The sequence below is a fragment of the Lysinibacillus sp. G01H genome, from assembly GCF_028872195.1.
GTDB lineage: Bacteria > Bacillota > Bacilli > Bacillales_A > Planococcaceae > Lysinibacillus > Lysinibacillus capsici.
Genome location: NZ_CP118397.1, coordinates 3,249,024 through 3,265,760, shown reverse-complemented (window position 1 = coordinate 3,265,760; position 16,737 = coordinate 3,249,024). Strand labels below are relative to the sequence as shown.

The window sequence follows — 16,737 nt, the reverse complement described above, 5'->3', positions numbered from 1 at the left end:
ATTATTTATCACCTCTCAAGCTTTTCTCAGTTGCCATAACTTCCTCAACTGAAATATAACGACCATGGTCTTTTTCAAAAGAACGATGGATCATGAAGCCAAATACACCAAGCATACTAATGATGGCTGGCACCCACATATTGAATACAGCGAAGAATGCTGCAAGGAAGAAGAATCCACTCATCCAGAATGGTGTGCCTGTATTATTTGGCATGTGAATTTTTTCGATTGTACCTGCAGTAATATCGCGACCTTCTTTTTTTGCGAACCAATACTCATCTAAGCGAGTAACGGTAGGCACTACGGCAAAGTTATATTCTGGTACTGGAGAATGAGTAGCCCACTCAAGTGTACGACCATCCCAAACATCTGCCTTTTCATTGCGAGGCATATGCTTCCAGCTGTAGTAAATATTGTAGACGATTAAAGCAAAGCCGACTGCAAGTCCTAGAGCACCGACGAACGATAACATGTTCAATGGACCATAACCAGTAGACTCAGAATAAGTGTACATACGACGAGCATATCCATCTAAACCTAAAATGAATAATGGGAAGAATGTTACGTTGAAGCTGATGGCAATGAACCAGAAACCAGCTTTCCCTAATTTTTCATTTAGACGGAAACCGAACATTTTTGGCCACCAGTAGTGGTAACCTGCAAGGACACCAAATACTGTACCTGGAATTAATACATAGTGGAAGTGGGCAACTAAGAACATCGTATTATGATATTGGTAGTCAGCACTTGCCATCGCTAGCATTACCCCTGTAACCCCACCAATTGTGAAGATAGGAATGAAGCCAAGTGCATAAAGCATCGGTGTTGTAAATTGAATTTTCCCGTGCCTCATTGTGAGTAGCCAGTTAAATATTTTAACCCCAGTAGGAACTGCGATTGCCATTGTTGTAATAGAGAAAACACTGTTTACCATTACACCATGACCCATTGTATAGAAGTGATGGGCCCAAACTACGAATGATAGTAGGGAAATGACCACCATACTCATCACCATTGATTTGTAACCGTATAAGTTTTTACGTGCGAATGTTGCAATGATTTCTGAGAAAATACCGAAAGCAGGTAGTATAACGATATAAACCTCAGGATGTCCCCAAACCCAGAAAAGGTTGGCCCAAAGCATATCCATACCACCGTCTTGCATCGCAAAGAATTTTGTGCCGAATTGACGGTCAAACATCATCAGAGCAAGCGCTACAGTTAATACTGGGAACGCGAATACGATAATAATGTTTGTAATTAAAATAGACCAAGAAAACATTGGCATTTTCATTAATGTCATACCAGGGGCACGCATTTTAATGATCGTCGTGATAAAGTTAACACCTGTCATTAATGTACCAATACCTGATAATTGAAGGGCTAAAGAATAATAGTTATTCCCTACAGTCGGACTAAATTCCGTACTTGCAAGAGGGAAGTAGGCTGTCCAACCAGCGTCTGGTGAACCACCGATAATGAATGATAAGTTTAATAAACCAGCACCTGCTGCAAATAACCAGAAGCTGACAGCATTTAGACGTGGGAAAGCAACGTCACGTGCACCGATTTGAAGTGGAATGACAATGTTCATTAAGCCGATAACAAATGGCATCGCCATAAATAGAATCATTAATAAACCGTGTGTTGTGAAAATTTCATTATAGTGTTGTGCATCAAGAAGTCCGTTATCTGGAACGGCTGTTTGTGCACGCATTAATAGTGCATCGATACCACCGCGGAATAGCATTAATAAAGCTACTGCGATATACATAATCCCGATTTTTTTATGGTCAACAGTTGATAGCCAGTTTTTGTAGAAATAGCCCCATTTTTTGAAATAAGTAAGGCCTGCTACGATAACCACTGCACCAACTACGATACTAATAGCTGCCGCTAAAATCATCGGTTCTTGCATTGGATGGAATAATTCTTCCATACTCATTGGATGCGCTCCTTTCAGAATTAAAAATTAATGTCTCGATTCGTTCAACGATAAAATCAAATTAATGACCAGAATGTTCATTATTCATGTCTTCTTCAGACATATCCCCATGATCCATTTCATCCATATTCATGTGTTTACCATGTTCCATTGGAGCTGGTCTAAAGTCTAAGTGTGTAGATGAGAAGCTTTGGCGACCAACATGTTCTGCCTCTAAAAGCTCATCAAATTTTTCTTCTGTTAATGGTGCCTCTTTCGCTTTAACATCAGCAACCCATTTATCGAAGTCTTCTTGTGTCATAGATTGTGCTTCAAATTCCATTTCTGCAAAGCCACGTCCATTAAAGTTAGAGTTACGTCCCATAAATGAACCAACTTCATCTGCTGCAAGGTGAATTGTTGTTAACATATCACTCATAGCATATTTTTGACCTGCTAATTGAGGAATCCAGAAACTTGTAATTGGACCAAATGAGTAAAGCTTAAATTCGATTGGACGATCCACCGGAATGTTTACATAGTTAACTGTTTCAACACCTTCTTCTGGATAACTAAAATGCCATTTCCAGTTTGATGATGATGCATAAATCACTAAAGGCTCCTTATCGTCATAACCTGCTGGTTGAGCTTCTACTGTAGATGTTGTTCTTACTGTCACAACAGCTAAAAATGCTACGATAATAATTGGAATTACTGTCCATGTAATTTCAAGCAGATGGCTTCCTTCTTCATGAGGAGGCTCATAATCTGCAGCAGCTTTTGATGCACGATATTTTGTAAGCATAAAAGCCAAAAGCACATACACGACTAGCAATATAAAGGCCATTGTAATAATGGATAAGATAATTGTGTTTGATAATGTTTCAGCATTAGGTCCTTTTGGATTGAACACTGTTAATGGTTCACATCCAGCAAGAAGAGCAATCGCACTCAATGCTACTAACATTAAACTTAATTTTTTCTTCATGTTTGACTCCTTTCTATAGAACGGCTATTCATAAAATTCATGTGTTTTTTGTCAGTGTCACATTTACAAATAGTTGATACTGAGGTCACCTCTTTTATCTTGGCGTATCAATCAACAACATAAGAAATTACAATGGCATGGTTCAATATGAAACATAATATCTAGTGTTGATTGATCTGATGCAAGCGTTAGCAAAATCAATGATGTGCACAATCGTTTAAATACGTACTTGGTTAACTACGATTGCCACATTCTCTCGTTGTTTGCACATTGGATTATACGCCCTGTTTTTAAGAAAAAACATAATTTTGTTATGAAAATGATAGTATAGCGGTATTGAATTTGAACATTTTTTGAACAAAAATCGTTATTTTAGTATTGGTATTTATAGGTTTTATTTATTAAACACTGTGGAAACGTTGAAAATACTGCATTCCTGATGTTTACCTAAGTAAATAATTTAAAATGTGAAAAATGGTATTTCACATTTTAGACGCTGTTTTGTAATAAAATCATTGTCATACCAGTCCTATTGGGATTTTTTATTTGCCTTTTATCCAAAAAAGGAGTAGATGCAATGACGTTTTATGGAAACAATAGGTTGAATTTTCAATGAAAGGAATGAGTAAGGAGGGAATAAATGGAGTGAAATATTAATTATGTTAATATAATAACTGTTTTTCTTTAATATCCATATTTTTACTTCATTTGTTTTATCTGAAAAGTAAAAAGCAAACTAAGACCGTTCTTAGTTTGCTAGTATTTTAGAAAAAAATTATGTTATCAAGAATTAAGCGGTGTAATTCAGCATTTTTAAAATTACCTGTCAATCACCAAGCTTCAGCCATTTGGCTACTTGTCCATAAATCGTATTTTGAAGCTGTGGAGCTTTATTATTCATTTTCAAAGAAAAATACAGTGTTTTCATAAAGTTTAAGGTACAAGTTCTGCCACTAAAGAAGAGCTCATTATAACCTTGTGTCATTAAATGCATTTCGAATTTATCAAAAGCCTGCTCAACAAATTCGATCAGTGCTTCCTCTGAGTAATTCCGAAGTAATAACGCATCCACTATATTAATTAAACGTTCCTCTTCATCGTTAACAAAGACTGTTTCTTTCCAAGTGACAAGTTTTAATGCATGTAAAATGGATGGTGCATACTGTAAATCGAATTTTGGATGTTTTATTGTTGTTGTAGCTAAATCTGCACCATGTGCAATACTGTGTGCCCAACCTTTTTCCTGAACATATCCTCTCGTATCCTGTTCTAATAACAAATAACGGCCAATTTTTTTGAAGAACACTTCTAGGTCTTCCTCTCTTAAAATGAGTAATTCAGCGTCCTTTGCAAGAAGACCTGCAACTAGTAAAGCGGAAAACGAACGAGTAAAGACACTATCCTCTGTTTTATCTCCGATATGTAAATATAAAAAATCCTCACCTGTAACTGTATCAAACAAATATTGAAGTTGTTGAGAACTCAATAAATTATCACTTAGTAAATCAACAAAGGTGCGATAAATGAGGTGGTCTCGTAATTCGGCATCAACTGAGCCAATATGGGTTAACATCTCCTGTAATAGCCAATCACTATGCTGGAACATAAATGTCTGACGCTCAGACAGTGTCATTGTTGAAAAAGACTGTAATGTTTCTTTAATATCCATGTTAAAAAAGCCCCCAACTTATTTTTGTACTATATATTATAGCGCCATTTCATTTCGAAGGGATAAATTTGAAACCTTCATTTTAAATAAGCACAGTTAGAATGTCCTCTTTAAAACATAATTTTTACAATATTATTTCCAGAAACTATAGAAAGTTGTTATGATAGAAACGCAATTAAATGGTAAAACTAAAATGTGAACAATAAAAAAGACATACCTATTTAAGTATGTCTTTGTCTAGCTAAATAATGACTGCTGATTTAATGCCAATTGGCCATTCAGTGAGCGTGTGTTGATTTGTCTTTAACTCGACAAGAATATTGGCATTTTTGATTGCATCAATGAGCCATTCACTATAGTGACGATTTGGTTCAGGATGCTGTAAAATCTGCTGCATATCTTTTTTATCAACATGTAACAGCTTGTAGTTACATTCAATGTTTACTTTTTGAGGAATAATGGAAAGAGACTCATTTTGATGACCAAGTGCAATAGATCCAGGAATACACCCTTGGATTTTTAAAATATAGGTGCTGGCTTCTTGTGTGAAGACATCAATTTTGGTGCGTGTTAAAAGTTCAAATTCTATCGGCTTATCTTGAAAAGGGCCGTCCGTTGTAGAAATTGAAATGACTTTAATCGATAATGCCTCGAATGTAGATGAGATACAATGATCAAACTCTGTAATTGTATCAAGTAATTGCATGGATTCCACTCCTTGTGTAAGAACTTGATTTTCTTGATGCAGACAACAAAGGGGGAGTGTCTGCGAATTGTGATAAATTTTAGACTATTCTAATTATAATACAATTTATTACAAAATATGAATGCAAAAGCAATAATTTTTTGTTAAAAACAAGAAACTTGTGGATTTTTTAGTAAATAGCAGAAATGAAAAATTAGAACAAAGAGGTGAGAAAAATGACAAAAAGAAAGCGTCATGTCATTAAACATGACAATGTTGTTGTTTTTCCGGGCGCTGTCCAAACTTTAATACGTGAAGGACATATGTTTGCTGAAAATTTTCAGTATGAAAAAGCGGTGGCGAGTTTTGAAAAGGCATTTGTGTACGAAGCTGGAGATGAACTTGCTCTTAGTGCCTATGCTTTTGCCTTGTATGAATTAAAGGACTATAGCAAGACTAAGAATGTTTGTGAGCAATTATTTTCAATGGGTACGTCATTTTATGTAGAAATCATGGAATTGTACATTACCGTATGCATGCAGTTAAAAGAATACCATCAAGTAGAGTCATTAATTACAACCCTACTTGAAGAAAATGTTTTGCCTCAGGATCAAATTGAAAAATTTGAACGTTTAAAAAATTTGAATAGTGAAGTGTCTAAGAATCTAGAAAAAAAAGAAAATGCACAACGGTTAATAGAAGAACAGGAATATGGCCTTGAGAAATTTGGGGCACTTAGTCCAAATGAGCAATCCATTCGCTTACATCGACTGATGGATACAAATGTAAGACAACTAAAAGAGCCATTGAAAGAGATTATTGAATGTTCCACGATCCATCCGTTTGTCCAAAGTCTAGCACTCATATTATTAGTAGAACAAGAAGTAGCTATCAATGTTACAGTGGCCAAATTTAATCAAACCAAAATTGTTAATCCTACTGAATTAGTATTGCCTAACCAGCTACCGCAGTATGGAGAAATAAAAAATATACTAGAATTGAAGCTAGAACAAGACCCATCAACGTTAGAAATGGTACAATATTTAATGGCAAAGCATGCGATTGTAACGTATCCATTTGAATGGCACCCGTTCGAAGCAGATGATGTTGCCTATAGTTATATTGATTTTGTCTTAGCGATGCTTGGAAATGTACAAGAAATGGACTATGAAATCATTGACTTTTTACAAATGTTAGAAAAGTTAACAGAACTACATTAGGTATGAAATAAGTTGAAACTATACACATCTATGTTATACTAAAATGGTTGTCAAAATCGTAGTTACGAATGAATTGTCTAACATCTAAACTTGATTATTTATTTGGAGGTATTTATACATGTCAGCAAAATGGGAAAAACAAGAAGGTAATATCGGTACTCTTACAATCGAAGTACCTGCTGCAGAAATCGACGCAGCAATGGACCAAGCGTTCAAAAAAGTTGTAAAACAAATTAACGTACCAGGTTTCCGTAAAGGTAAAATGCCTCGTAAAATGTTTGAACAACGTTTTGGTATTGAATCTCTATACCAAGATGCATTAGAAATCATCGTTCCTGAATCTTATGCAAAAGCAATTGATGAAGCTGGAATTATGCCAGTTGATTACCCAGAAATCGCTGGTACAGAAAACTTTGTACACGGCCAAGATTTCACATTCACTGCACAAGTAACAGTGAAACCGGAACCAAAGCTAGGAGACTATAAAGGTCTAGAAGTATCTAAACTTCCAGTAGAAGTAACGGATGAAGAAGTAGATGCACAAATTCAAGATCAATTAGCTCGTAAAGCAGAGCTTGAAATCAAAGAAGACGAAGCAATCGTAGAAGGTGATACAGCTGTGATCGACTTCGAAGGTTTCGTTGGTGAAGAAGCTTTTGAAGGTGGTAAAGGTGAAGACTATCCACTAGAAATCGGTTCAGGTTCATTCATTCCAGGTTTTGAAGAGCAACTAGTTGGTGTTAAAGCTGGCGAATCTAAAGATGTTGTTGTTACATTCCCAGAAGAATATCATGCAGCTGAATTAGCTGGTAAAGAAGCTACTTTCAAAGTAACAGTGAAAGAAGTTAAAACAAAAGTTCTTCCTGAGTTAAATGATGAATTTGCAAAAGAATTAGATCCAGAAGTTGAAAGCGTTGAAGCTTTACGCGCTAAAATTAAAGAACAAACTGCAGCTCAAAAGGAAACAGAATCAGATGCAGCTCTTCGTGATGAGCTTGTAGAAAAAGCAGCTGAAAATGCTGATTTTGAAGTACCAGCAGGTATGATCAACTCTGAAACTGATCGTATGTTACAAGAATTTGGTCAACGTTTACAAATGCAAGGTATGAACCTAGACCTTTACTACCAATTCTCTGGTCAATCAGAAGAAGACTTACGTGGCCAAATGAAAGAAGAAGCTGAAAGCCGTGTGCGTGTATCATTAACACTTGAAGCAATTGCTGAAGCAGAAAAAATTGAAGCATCTGAAGCTGATATTGAAGCAGAATTAGAAAAAATGGCTGCTCAATTTAACATGACTAAAGATCAAATCACAAGTGCTTTAGGTGGAACAGCAGTACTTGAAAACGACATCAAAATCCAAAAAACAGTTGAATTTTTAGTAGAAAACGCTAAAATTACTGAATAAGATTTTGTGTAATTAGATAGCCCAAAAAAACAAGGTACGGCATTCATCCGTGCCTTGTTTTATCACATAAACTCTTAGAAATCAGTCCCCTTAACATTAATTCACTTTATACTTCACTTATACATAGTATTGTTTTAGTTTTTATCTTCATTCAGCAGATGTTTTTGTATCCAAAGTATAATGTCAGGTACAAAAAACTCCCATCTCACATAGATGGCGAGCTGTAAACCTTTTAACCTTTTAGTGTGTGTTTAAACCACGACTGGATGAAGATAGTGCCTGCTGGCAGGCGTCAAGGATTTTGATTGAAGTCCTAGCGCTATTAGAGTCAAGGCGAAATTGATACGATGCTAAACTTAACTTCATTCAGAAAGGTTCTAACTAAATAAAATTTATTTTTTGAGTGATATACCCTTGGTTGATGAATGTAGTAGATTTATAAATAGAGATTCAGTAGTTTGTAGTGTGTCGGAAGTGAATAAATGTAACTTTATAGCAGTATAAGGTGGCGAAGTAAGTAGGTTCCTATAGCATGCTTCGAAAGACAATTGAAGTAAAGTACATGTCGATGCGTTATAATCTACACATGCATAATTACTGAGGCGTAAATGATGCAGACAATTTATTTGATAAAGGTTCAATAATCTTGTAAGATTGTTGCTTGAATAGGGGTGAAACATATTGTTCAAATTTAATGATGAAAAAGGCAATTTAAAATGCTCATTTTGTGGAAAACCACAAGAACAAGTGCGTAAATTAGTTGCAGGTCCAGGTGTTTATATTTGTGATGAATGTATCGAGCTTTGTTCAGAGATCGTTGTAGAGGAACTAGGTGTAGAAGAGGAAATTGAATTCCAAGATATTCCAAAACCAAAAGAAATCTTAACGATTTTAGATGAGTATGTAATTGGACAAGAGCGTGCTAAAAAAGCATTGGCAGTCGCAGTTTACAATCACTATAAACGTATCAATACGAATAGTAAAATTGATGATATTGAATTAGCAAAATCGAACATTGTGTTAATCGGCCCAACTGGTAGCGGTAAAACTTTATTAGCTCAAACGTTAGCACGTATTTTAAATGTTCCATTCGCAATTGCGGATGCTACCTCTTTAACTGAAGCAGGTTATGTTGGTGAGGACGTTGAAAATATTTTATTAAAGTTAATCCAATCAGCTGATTATGATATCGAACGCGCTGAAAAAGGGATTATCTATATTGATGAAATTGACAAGGTTGCACGTAAGTCGGAAAATCCATCTATTACACGAGATGTTTCCGGCGAAGGTGTTCAGCAGGCACTCCTGAAAATTCTTGAAGGAACAGTTGCAAGTGTTCCACCACAAGGAGGACGAAAACATCCTCATCAAGAATTTTTACAGATCGATACAACCAATATTCTTTTCATTGTTGGCGGTGCATTTGATGGTATTGAAACCATTATTAAACGACGTCAGGGTGAAAAAGTAATAGGATTCGGTTCAGATCCTAATAAAGTAGATGTAGATGAAGGTTCTATCATGTCCAAGCTGATTCCGGAGGATTTATTGAAATTTGGTTTAATACCAGAGTTCATTGGTCGATTACCTGTACTTGCGAGTCTGGAGCAATTAAATGAAGCAGCACTAGTACAAATTTTAACAGAGCCGAAAAATGCACTAGCCAAGCAATATCAAAAAATGCTTGAATTAGATGGCGTTGAGCTTGAATTTGATGAAGATGCTCTTGTGGCAATTGCTAAGGAAGCAATTGAACGTAAAACAGGTGCGCGTGGTCTTCGTTCAATTATTGAGTCAACAATGCTTGATGTAATGTACGAATTACCTTCACGTGAAGACGTAAAAAAATGTATCATTACAGCAAAAACAATTACGGATAAAGAAAAACCGAAATTGCTTCTTGAAGATGGCACTGAACTCGATGAAGGTAGCGACACTAAAACTTCAGCATAATGAATAGACGTGGCTGTCTACCGTTGTGAGATAGAGAGTAATTAGCTGACTTCGATTGTGCAATATTCGCACATATCGACAGTCAGCTTTTTATTCATTCCTACATAAAGCAGCTGTAACTTGAAGAAATTTTTGGCTCGCTTCAATATCTAGTGTGAATCAACTTTTTAAACACATACTAGTAGCGCGGGATGTTAACATGAAAATTTTGACGGAGGTGAATGCCCGCATGGTGACAATACAAAAAACAACAAATGTACCATTATTGCCTTTGCGTGGACTTTTAGTATTCCCATCGATGGTGTTACATATTGATGTGGGTAGAAATCGTTCTGTAGCGGCACTTGAGCAGGCAATGTTAGAGGACCAAATGATTTTATTGGTAACACAAAAAGAAATGCACGATGAACAACCTGAAGAGCAAGATTTGTATTCAGTTGGTACAATTGCCTATGTCAAACAAATGCTTAAATTACCAAATGGCACATTACGTATCCTTGTAGAAGGAGTTGCTCGTGCAACGTGGAAAAACTATCGTGCGTTGGAGAAGTATACGGTTGTCGATATTGAGATTAAAGAGGAGTCAACAGAAAAAGATGTAGAAACACAAGCGTTGATGCGGACATTGTTGACGTATTTTGAAAAATATGCAAAATCTTCCAATAAAATCACGACAGAGACGATCAATACTGTAACGGATATTGAAGAACCTGGTCGTTTAGCAGATATTATTGCTTCTCATTTGCCCTTTAAAATTGCCGACAAGCAAGAAGTATTAGAAATGCTAAGCGTTAAAAAACGACTAGATCATTTAATTATTCGCTTGCATGATGAACAGGAAGTATTGGATCTAGAAAAGAAGATTAATTCCAAAGTAAAGCAGTCAATGGAGCGTACGCAAAAGGAATATTATTTACGTGAGCAAATGAAAGCTATCCAAACGGAGCTGGGAGATCGCGAAGGGAAAACTGGAGAAGTTGCAGAATTACGGAAGCGTATCGACGAAGCTGGTATGCCAGAAGCAACAAAGGAAGCAGCACTGAAAGAATTGGATCGCTATGAAAAAATACCTGGAGCTAGTGCAGAGAGCGGTGTTATTCGCAATTATATTGATTGGCTTATTTCATTACCGTGGACAAATGCTACAGAGGATCGCATGAATATTACCCATGCTGAAAATATTTTAAACCGTGATCATGATGGATTAGAAAAAGTCAAAGAACGTGTTCTAGAATATTTAGCAGTACGTCAGCTGAAAAATTCACTTCGAGGGCCTATTTTATGTTTATCAGGGCCTCCAGGTGTTGGTAAAACATCATTAGCTCGCTCCATTGCCGAAAGTTTAGATCGTAAGTTTATTCGTATTTCTTTAGGTGGTGTTCGAGATGAATCGGAAATTCGCGGACATCGACGTACGTATGTTGGTGCAATGCCAGGACGTATTATTCAAGGAATGAAAAAAGCAGGTACCATTAATCCGGTATTTTTATTAGATGAAATCGATAAAATGTCGAATGATTTTAGAGGTGACCCAGCAGCAGCCATGCTTGAAGTTTTAGATCCTGCACAAAATAATACATTTAGTGATCATTATATTGAGGAACCATATGACCTATCTAATGTGTTATTTATTGCAACTGCCAATGATTTAAGTAGCATCCCAGGACCATTATTGGATCGTATGGAAGTAATTTCTATTGCAGGCTATACTGAAATAGAAAAAGCTCAAATTACAAAAAATCATCTCATACCAAAGCAGCTTAAAGAACATGGTTTGAAAAAAACACAAGTGGTAATCAAAGATGAAGCAGTTACTGATATTATACGTTATTATACTCGGGAAGCAGGAGTGCGCGGTTTAGAACGACAAATCGCTACGCTTTGCCGTAAAATTGCCAAAGTAATTGTATCTGGTGAGAAAAAACGCGTAACGGTAAGCTCAAAATCATTACAAGATTTGCTCGGTAAACATCGTTTCCGCTATGGACAGGCTGAAAAGGAAAATCAAGTGGGTGTCGCAACTGGACTTGCATATACAACAGTTGGAGGAGATACATTACAAATTGAAGTTTCTTTAACACCAGGTAAAGGGAAGTTACAACTTACTGGTAAGCTTGGTGAAGTAATGAAGGAATCTGCTCAAACAGCATTATCCTATGTGCGCACGAAGATGGAATACCTTAATGTGGATGCAGAATTTTTTGATACACATGATATTCATATCCATGTGCCAGAGGGTGCTGTACCTAAAGATGGACCTTCAGCTGGTATTACAATGGCAACTGCTATCGTTTCGGCTATTCTACATCGCCCGATTCGCCGCGAGGTAGGTATGACAGGTGAGATTACCCTGCGTGGCCGTGTATTGCCAATCGGCGGCTTAAAAGAAAAAACATTAAGCGCTCACCGTGCAGGATTAACGACAATCATTTGTCCTAAGGATAATGAACGTGATATAGAGGATATTCCAGATAGTGTACGTGAGCAACTAACATTTAAACTAGTGTCATCGGCTGATGAAGTATTAGCCTATGCGCTGGACGGAGGTTTTTAAAAAAATGAAAGTCCATAATGTCGAAATGGTCATTAGTGCGGTACGACCAGACCAATATCCAGAAGATGGACTGCCAGAATTTGCATTAGCAGGTCGTTCGAATGTAGGAAAGTCTTCCTTCATTAATCGAATGATCGGACGTAAAGCTTTAGCACGTATTTCATCTAAGCCTGGTAAAACACAAACCCTTAACTTTTATAAGATTGAAGAGCAACTGTTTTTTGTAGATGTTCCAGGGTATGGTTATGCAAAGGTTTCTAAAACAGAGCGTGAGGCATGGGGAAAAATGATCGAGCGCTATTTTACAGGACGCCAGGAGTTAAAAGCAGTCGTACAAATTATAGATTTGCGACATCCTCCAACAGCTGATGATCGTATGATGTATGATTTTTTAAAGCATTACAATATTCCTTGCATTGTCATTGCAACGAAGGCAGATAAAATTCCAAAAGGTAAATGGGATAAACATAAGAAAATTGTCAAAGAGACATTGGAGTTGGAAAAAAGTGATCCTCTTATTGTCTTCTCTTCAGAAACGGGACTTGGCTTTGAGGAAGCATGGAAAACAATCGAAAATAAAATGTAGTAAAAAGCATCTATTGTATCTAAAGCGTTAGGACAATAGATGTTTTTGTATTTTCAATCGAGTGGTGTAGAAAATTAGGGAAAATACTTGATGATGTAACTATTTGTCCGATAAATTAGATAGGAGGTGGACTAGATGGATATCGCAGCTTTATCGATGGCAATGAACCAAACAACACTTATGCAAAATGTATCTTTAGCTGTTACGAAACAGGCAATGGAAATGCAACAGCAAAATACAGAACAGTTAGTTGAAATGTTAGATGCTCCACATCCAACAGCCGGACATACAATTGATATTCAGGTATGAAGTAGGCAAGGTAGCTTGAAGTTAAAAGCTACCTCAACTTTTGTTTTTAGAAATAAATTCAAGAAGGCCTAAAATGTAACTTTTCTAATAAGAAAAACTACCAATAATACGATATACTAATAATTAGTAAGGAGGCAGGTTTTTTGAAAAAATATTTATACATACTGATGATTACGTTACTGATGATAGTTGGTTTTTCCTTTAATCAATCTGCTAAAGCAGCCCAACTAGTGACAGGGACATTTGTTGATGTAACGTTTTCAGAATATACGAAGCCAGATGGTACGATAGAAAAGCAACTTAGTAAAATTACATTGGAAAATGATCGTGGACGAACAGTAACGTTTAATATTAATAAAAATACTAGATTATATATTAATAATACGTCTACAACGATTGAGGGTTTTAAGATGGGGATGGAAGTCGAGGCTGAAATTTCTCTCAGAAGTGTTATTGAACTTCGCGGTACCTCTCATACACCAACAGAAACAAATGTACCATCAACAGGAAGCAGTAACGGTAAAACAACTGCTGGTGTCGTAACGAGTATTGATCCAAATGGTTTATTTATCATGGTAAAACCAGATGTTGGCGCAGAAACGACATATTATTTAAACAAAGAAACCAATTATCAAAAAGGTTCTTCTGCAACAGATATTAGTGCATTATACGTTGGGGATCGAGTTAAATTAAGTTTCAAAAATAAAACTTCCTCAGTCATATCAAAGGTAGCTATCAGTGAAACAGGTACGCTCGTTGAAAACTTATATAAAGGCGAGATACAAGCGGTCAATCCTAATGCTAACAAGCTTACCGTGAAAAATCAGCATGCCTTTGTTAACTGGCAATTTGGCTCTCAAACAACAAATGATCTTTCAACTATGCCTTTTACATCCAAAGTACCAATCCATGTTGGGAATACGAAAATCGAGAAAGGTCAGCTGAAAAATTATATAGGTAGCGAAGCATACTATGCGACCGTTAAACAATTTGGTAAGGAAGTAATCGAGAAAATTGTTGTATTGAAAAATAATGAAAGAACATATTACGAACCAATGCTGTCTGTTGATACAGATTACCAACTACTGAAATTGAAAACAGCAGGAACAATGTATTTCCATAATGGGACTATTTTAATTCGAAATGGACGATTAATTGAACCTACTGGTCTTATGGCATATGGTACTGCTTTTGTCGTGGCTGATGGGGCTACTCGTGATCACTATGCCCAAGTAGTACAAGTTACAAGTGATAGCTTCATGTCACCTAATCTGGCAGGTCATGAATTATATTATGGACGCTTATCTCAAGCTGATGGATATGTAATTGAAATTGACGATGCGATGAAGATTGAATCGAATGTTTTCAAGAAAGCAGATCGTACTGTACTGTCGGTTAGTAATTCAACGAAAGCTATGGTAGATGACGGCAATAAAACGTTTAGTGTCATGCCAGATATCGAACTTTACTTATCTGAGGGAGATTATGGTTATTTCTATGTGAAGGAAGGCCATGTACAAGCTCTTCATATTTTAGACAAGGCTAAACCTGTTGCCCCTCTAATGCTCGCAGGTAAACTACAGTCTGTGAAATCTACGTATCCTGCAGTCATTAATGTCAAGAGTGTTAGTCAATGGCAAAATGGTCGTTGGTATGAAGCGGGTGAAATGGTTAATATGAATATTGACCAAGCGACACTGATTAAAGCAGGTAAGGTGATTCAAGCTTCTGACTTACAGCCATCTGATCGTTTAGTTGTATTATCAGATCGATTTGTTAAAGCTCATTTTATTTTGGTAGATTAGCAATATTAAACTAAAAAAATCTGCGAGTCTTATGCGAATATGTTTCATAAGCTAAAGGTGAGGAAGATACTTCAAATAGGCTAAATTGTGTATACATTCGCAAGACAAGCAGATTTTTTTAGTGGTATTAGAAACAAGCTTCATTATGCACGCAAATGCACAGTGAAAGAGAGGAAAAGCGAATGCAAAAAAAATTATCTAAAATCATGTTTCTAGTCCTTGCTGTTTTTTTGATTGGAACAACTATTCCATTCAATGCATCAGCCGCTTCATTAGAAACAACAGGTGCAGTAAAAAATGAATATACATATGAAGAAGCTGTGTTCCTTTCAGGGACACCTGTTATTTTTAAAGGGACAAGCAAAGATATTAAAATTGCACAAAAAGAATCCAAAGGTAAATTAACTGAAACGTATAGCATGAAGTTAACAGCAAGCAATGGCGCTACATTGACAAGAAATATTGCCTATGAATCTGATGTAGTGGATTATGCAGTTCTTGGTCAAAAAACATCCAATGGTGAAGTGAAGAAATACACGGAAAAAATTACAATTGGCGCCATTACTTATTCCTTAGTCGATTATCAATTTTCACAAGGAACAGTTACTGATAATCGTGCAGCCTCTGATTATTACTCAGGAAATATTATTTCTAGAAAAACCTATGCTTTTGAAACAGGAAAAGGAAAAAATGCTGTTCAAAACACAGTAACAATTGAAACAGATAGTCGACATGCAGGCTATGAGAACTTCTGGGGTGCGACAGAAACTCAAATTACGGAGTCTGTTTATTCCTATAGTGATGGTAAAACAAGTCATGTGAAAAATCGTTTATCTACAAGTAAATCACGTGTTTTAAATTATGAGGAAAATCTCGGTAGCTTAGGGAGTTTTGAAGGTGGATATGCAGTCGTAAGTGAAAAGGATGTTATTTCTGAATATACATACGACCTATCTTCAGGACAAAAGGGTACACTTGATTTAGATACAGAGTACATGCCAACAATTGAACGTCTGATCATTCCTAAATTCAGAGATTTAACAACCCATTACGCGAAAGAAGCAATTGAAAAACTTTATTCTTTAGGTATTTACTCAGATTCAAGTAACTTCTTTTCTCCTAATACACCAATGAAACGTATTGATTTTACGACGGCTATTGGTAAAGCGGTTGATTTACGTGTGTTTGAAGAAAAGAAATCAAAAAAGACACCTACTACAAGTGTTTTTAAAGACTTGAAGCGTTCTATCAAAGATTACGGCTATATTGAATCAGCGTTAAATAAAGGGATAATTAAAGGTGTATCAGCTGACTACTTTAAGCCAGATAATGCGATTAATCGAGCGCAGGCTGCAACTATCTTTGTCCGTGCCTTAGGACTAGAAAATAGAGCACCTGATCCTGGTTACTTAACTAAATTTACAGATGACAAACAGATTCCAAATTATGCGAGAGATGGCATCTATATAGCGAATGAACTTGGCTTAATGATTGGTGATTCTGCTGGTCGTTTTAATCCAAATAAACCGCTAACGCGTGCAGAGGCGTCAGTTGTTCTAGAACGATTCTTGAAATATTTAGAGGATGACTTAAAACAAAACTATCGTGATGACATATTGTTCTTTAACTAAAGAAA

At 36.3% G+C, this 16,737-nt stretch carries 12 protein-coding genes; 8 read left to right on the top strand and 4 right to left on the bottom strand.

Features of this window, described 5'->3' with window-relative positions:
• Position 1: 1 nt before the first annotated feature.
• The 4 genes from qoxB to PSR12_RS16580 all read right to left on the bottom strand — a co-directional run bounded on the left by qoxB (position 2) and on the right by PSR12_RS16580 (position 5,287).
• Positions 2-1,945: a cytochrome aa3 quinol oxidase subunit I gene (qoxB, locus tag PSR12_RS16595; protein WP_221680901.1), complete on the bottom strand. Its 1,944-nt coding sequence runs from the start codon at positions 1,943-1,945 to the stop codon at positions 2-4.
• Between the two features lie 61 nt (positions 1,946-2,006).
• Positions 2,007-2,912 (bottom strand): cytochrome aa3 quinol oxidase subunit II, encoded by a 906-nt coding sequence (gene qoxA, locus PSR12_RS16590; protein WP_221680900.1) that lies wholly within the window; start codon positions 2,910-2,912, stop codon positions 2,007-2,009.
• Between the two features lie 826 nt (positions 2,913-3,738).
• Positions 3,739-4,581, bottom strand: a complete 843-nt coding sequence (locus tag PSR12_RS16585) for a DUF2785 domain-containing protein (RefSeq protein ID WP_274769799.1) — start codon at positions 4,579-4,581, stop codon at positions 3,739-3,741.
• A gap of 241 nt (positions 4,582-4,822) precedes the next feature.
• Positions 4,823-5,287 carry a hypothetical protein gene (locus PSR12_RS16580; protein WP_066036516.1) on the bottom strand — a complete coding sequence of 155 codons (465 nt, stop codon included), beginning with the start codon at positions 5,285-5,287 and terminating at the stop codon, positions 4,823-4,825.
• A gap of 215 nt (positions 5,288-5,502) precedes the next feature.
• On the opposite strand from PSR12_RS16580, the gene PSR12_RS16575 reads away from it, so the two are divergent.
• From PSR12_RS16575 to PSR12_RS16540, 8 genes are all read left to right on the top strand, one after another.
• Positions 5,503-6,486, top strand: coding sequence for a CDC27 family protein (locus PSR12_RS16575; protein ID WP_221680898.1), 984 nt, complete (start codon positions 5,503-5,505; stop codon positions 6,484-6,486).
• 118 nt (positions 6,487-6,604) lie between these two features.
• Positions 6,605-7,894, top strand: coding sequence for a trigger factor (gene tig / locus PSR12_RS16570; RefSeq protein WP_221680897.1), 1,290 nt, complete (start codon positions 6,605-6,607; stop codon positions 7,892-7,894).
• A gap of 681 nt (positions 7,895-8,575) precedes the next feature.
• Positions 8,576-9,847, top strand: a complete 1,272-nt coding sequence (gene clpX / locus PSR12_RS16565; protein WP_036075657.1) for an ATP-dependent protease ATP-binding subunit ClpX — start codon at positions 8,576-8,578, stop codon at positions 9,845-9,847.
• A 229-nt stretch (positions 9,848-10,076) separates the two neighbouring features.
• Complete coding sequence (gene lon, locus PSR12_RS16560) at positions 10,077-12,401, top strand: endopeptidase La (RefSeq protein ID WP_274773491.1); 2,325 nt, start codon at positions 10,077-10,079, stop codon at positions 12,399-12,401.
• Between the two features lie 4 nt (positions 12,402-12,405).
• Positions 12,406-12,987: a ribosome biogenesis GTP-binding protein YihA/YsxC gene (yihA, locus tag PSR12_RS16555; protein ID WP_004226613.1), complete on the top strand. Its 582-nt coding sequence runs from the start codon at positions 12,406-12,408 to the stop codon at positions 12,985-12,987.
• Between the two features lie 135 nt (positions 12,988-13,122).
• Complete coding sequence (locus PSR12_RS16550) at positions 13,123-13,296, top strand: YjfB family protein (RefSeq protein ID WP_004226614.1); 174 nt, start codon at positions 13,123-13,125, stop codon at positions 13,294-13,296.
• 143 nt (positions 13,297-13,439) lie between these two features.
• On the top strand, positions 13,440-15,101 hold the full coding sequence (locus PSR12_RS16545) for a hypothetical protein (protein ID WP_274769795.1): 1,662 nt from the start codon (positions 13,440-13,442) through the stop codon (positions 15,099-15,101).
• Positions 15,102-15,283: 182 nt separating this feature from the next.
• Complete coding sequence (locus PSR12_RS16540) at positions 15,284-16,732, top strand: S-layer homology domain-containing protein (protein WP_221680895.1); 1,449 nt, start codon at positions 15,284-15,286, stop codon at positions 16,730-16,732.
• Positions 16,733-16,737: the final 5 nt, after the last annotated feature.

What these genes read in the sequence shown, in the direction of transcription:
- PSR12_RS16580 (WP_066036516.1), bottom strand. Translation starts at nt 5,287, where the DNA reads ATGCAATTACTTGATACAATTACAGAGTTTGATCATTGTATCTCATCT.
- yihA (WP_004226613.1), top strand. Translation starts at nt 12,406, where the DNA reads ATGAAAGTCCATAATGTCGAAATGGTCATTAGTGCGGTACGACCAGAC.
- qoxA (WP_221680900.1), bottom strand. Translation starts at nt 2,912, where the DNA reads ATGAAGAAAAAATTAAGTTTAATGTTAGTAGCATTGAGTGCGATTGCT.
- PSR12_RS16540 (WP_221680895.1), top strand. Translation starts at nt 15,284, where the DNA reads ATGCAAAAAAAATTATCTAAAATCATGTTTCTAGTCCTTGCTGTTTTT.
- PSR12_RS16585 (WP_274769799.1), bottom strand. Translation starts at nt 4,581, where the DNA reads ATGGATATTAAAGAAACATTACAGTCTTTTTCAACAATGACACTGTCT.
- lon (WP_274773491.1), top strand. Translation starts at nt 10,077, where the DNA reads ATGGTGACAATACAAAAAACAACAAATGTACCATTATTGCCTTTGCGT.
- qoxB (WP_221680901.1), bottom strand. Translation starts at nt 1,945, where the DNA reads ATGAGTATGGAAGAATTATTCCATCCAATGCAAGAACCGATGATTTTA.
- PSR12_RS16550 (WP_004226614.1), top strand. Translation starts at nt 13,123, where the DNA reads ATGGATATCGCAGCTTTATCGATGGCAATGAACCAAACAACACTTATG.
- tig (WP_221680897.1), top strand. Translation starts at nt 6,605, where the DNA reads ATGTCAGCAAAATGGGAAAAACAAGAAGGTAATATCGGTACTCTTACA.
- PSR12_RS16575 (WP_221680898.1), top strand. Translation starts at nt 5,503, where the DNA reads ATGACAAAAAGAAAGCGTCATGTCATTAAACATGACAATGTTGTTGTT.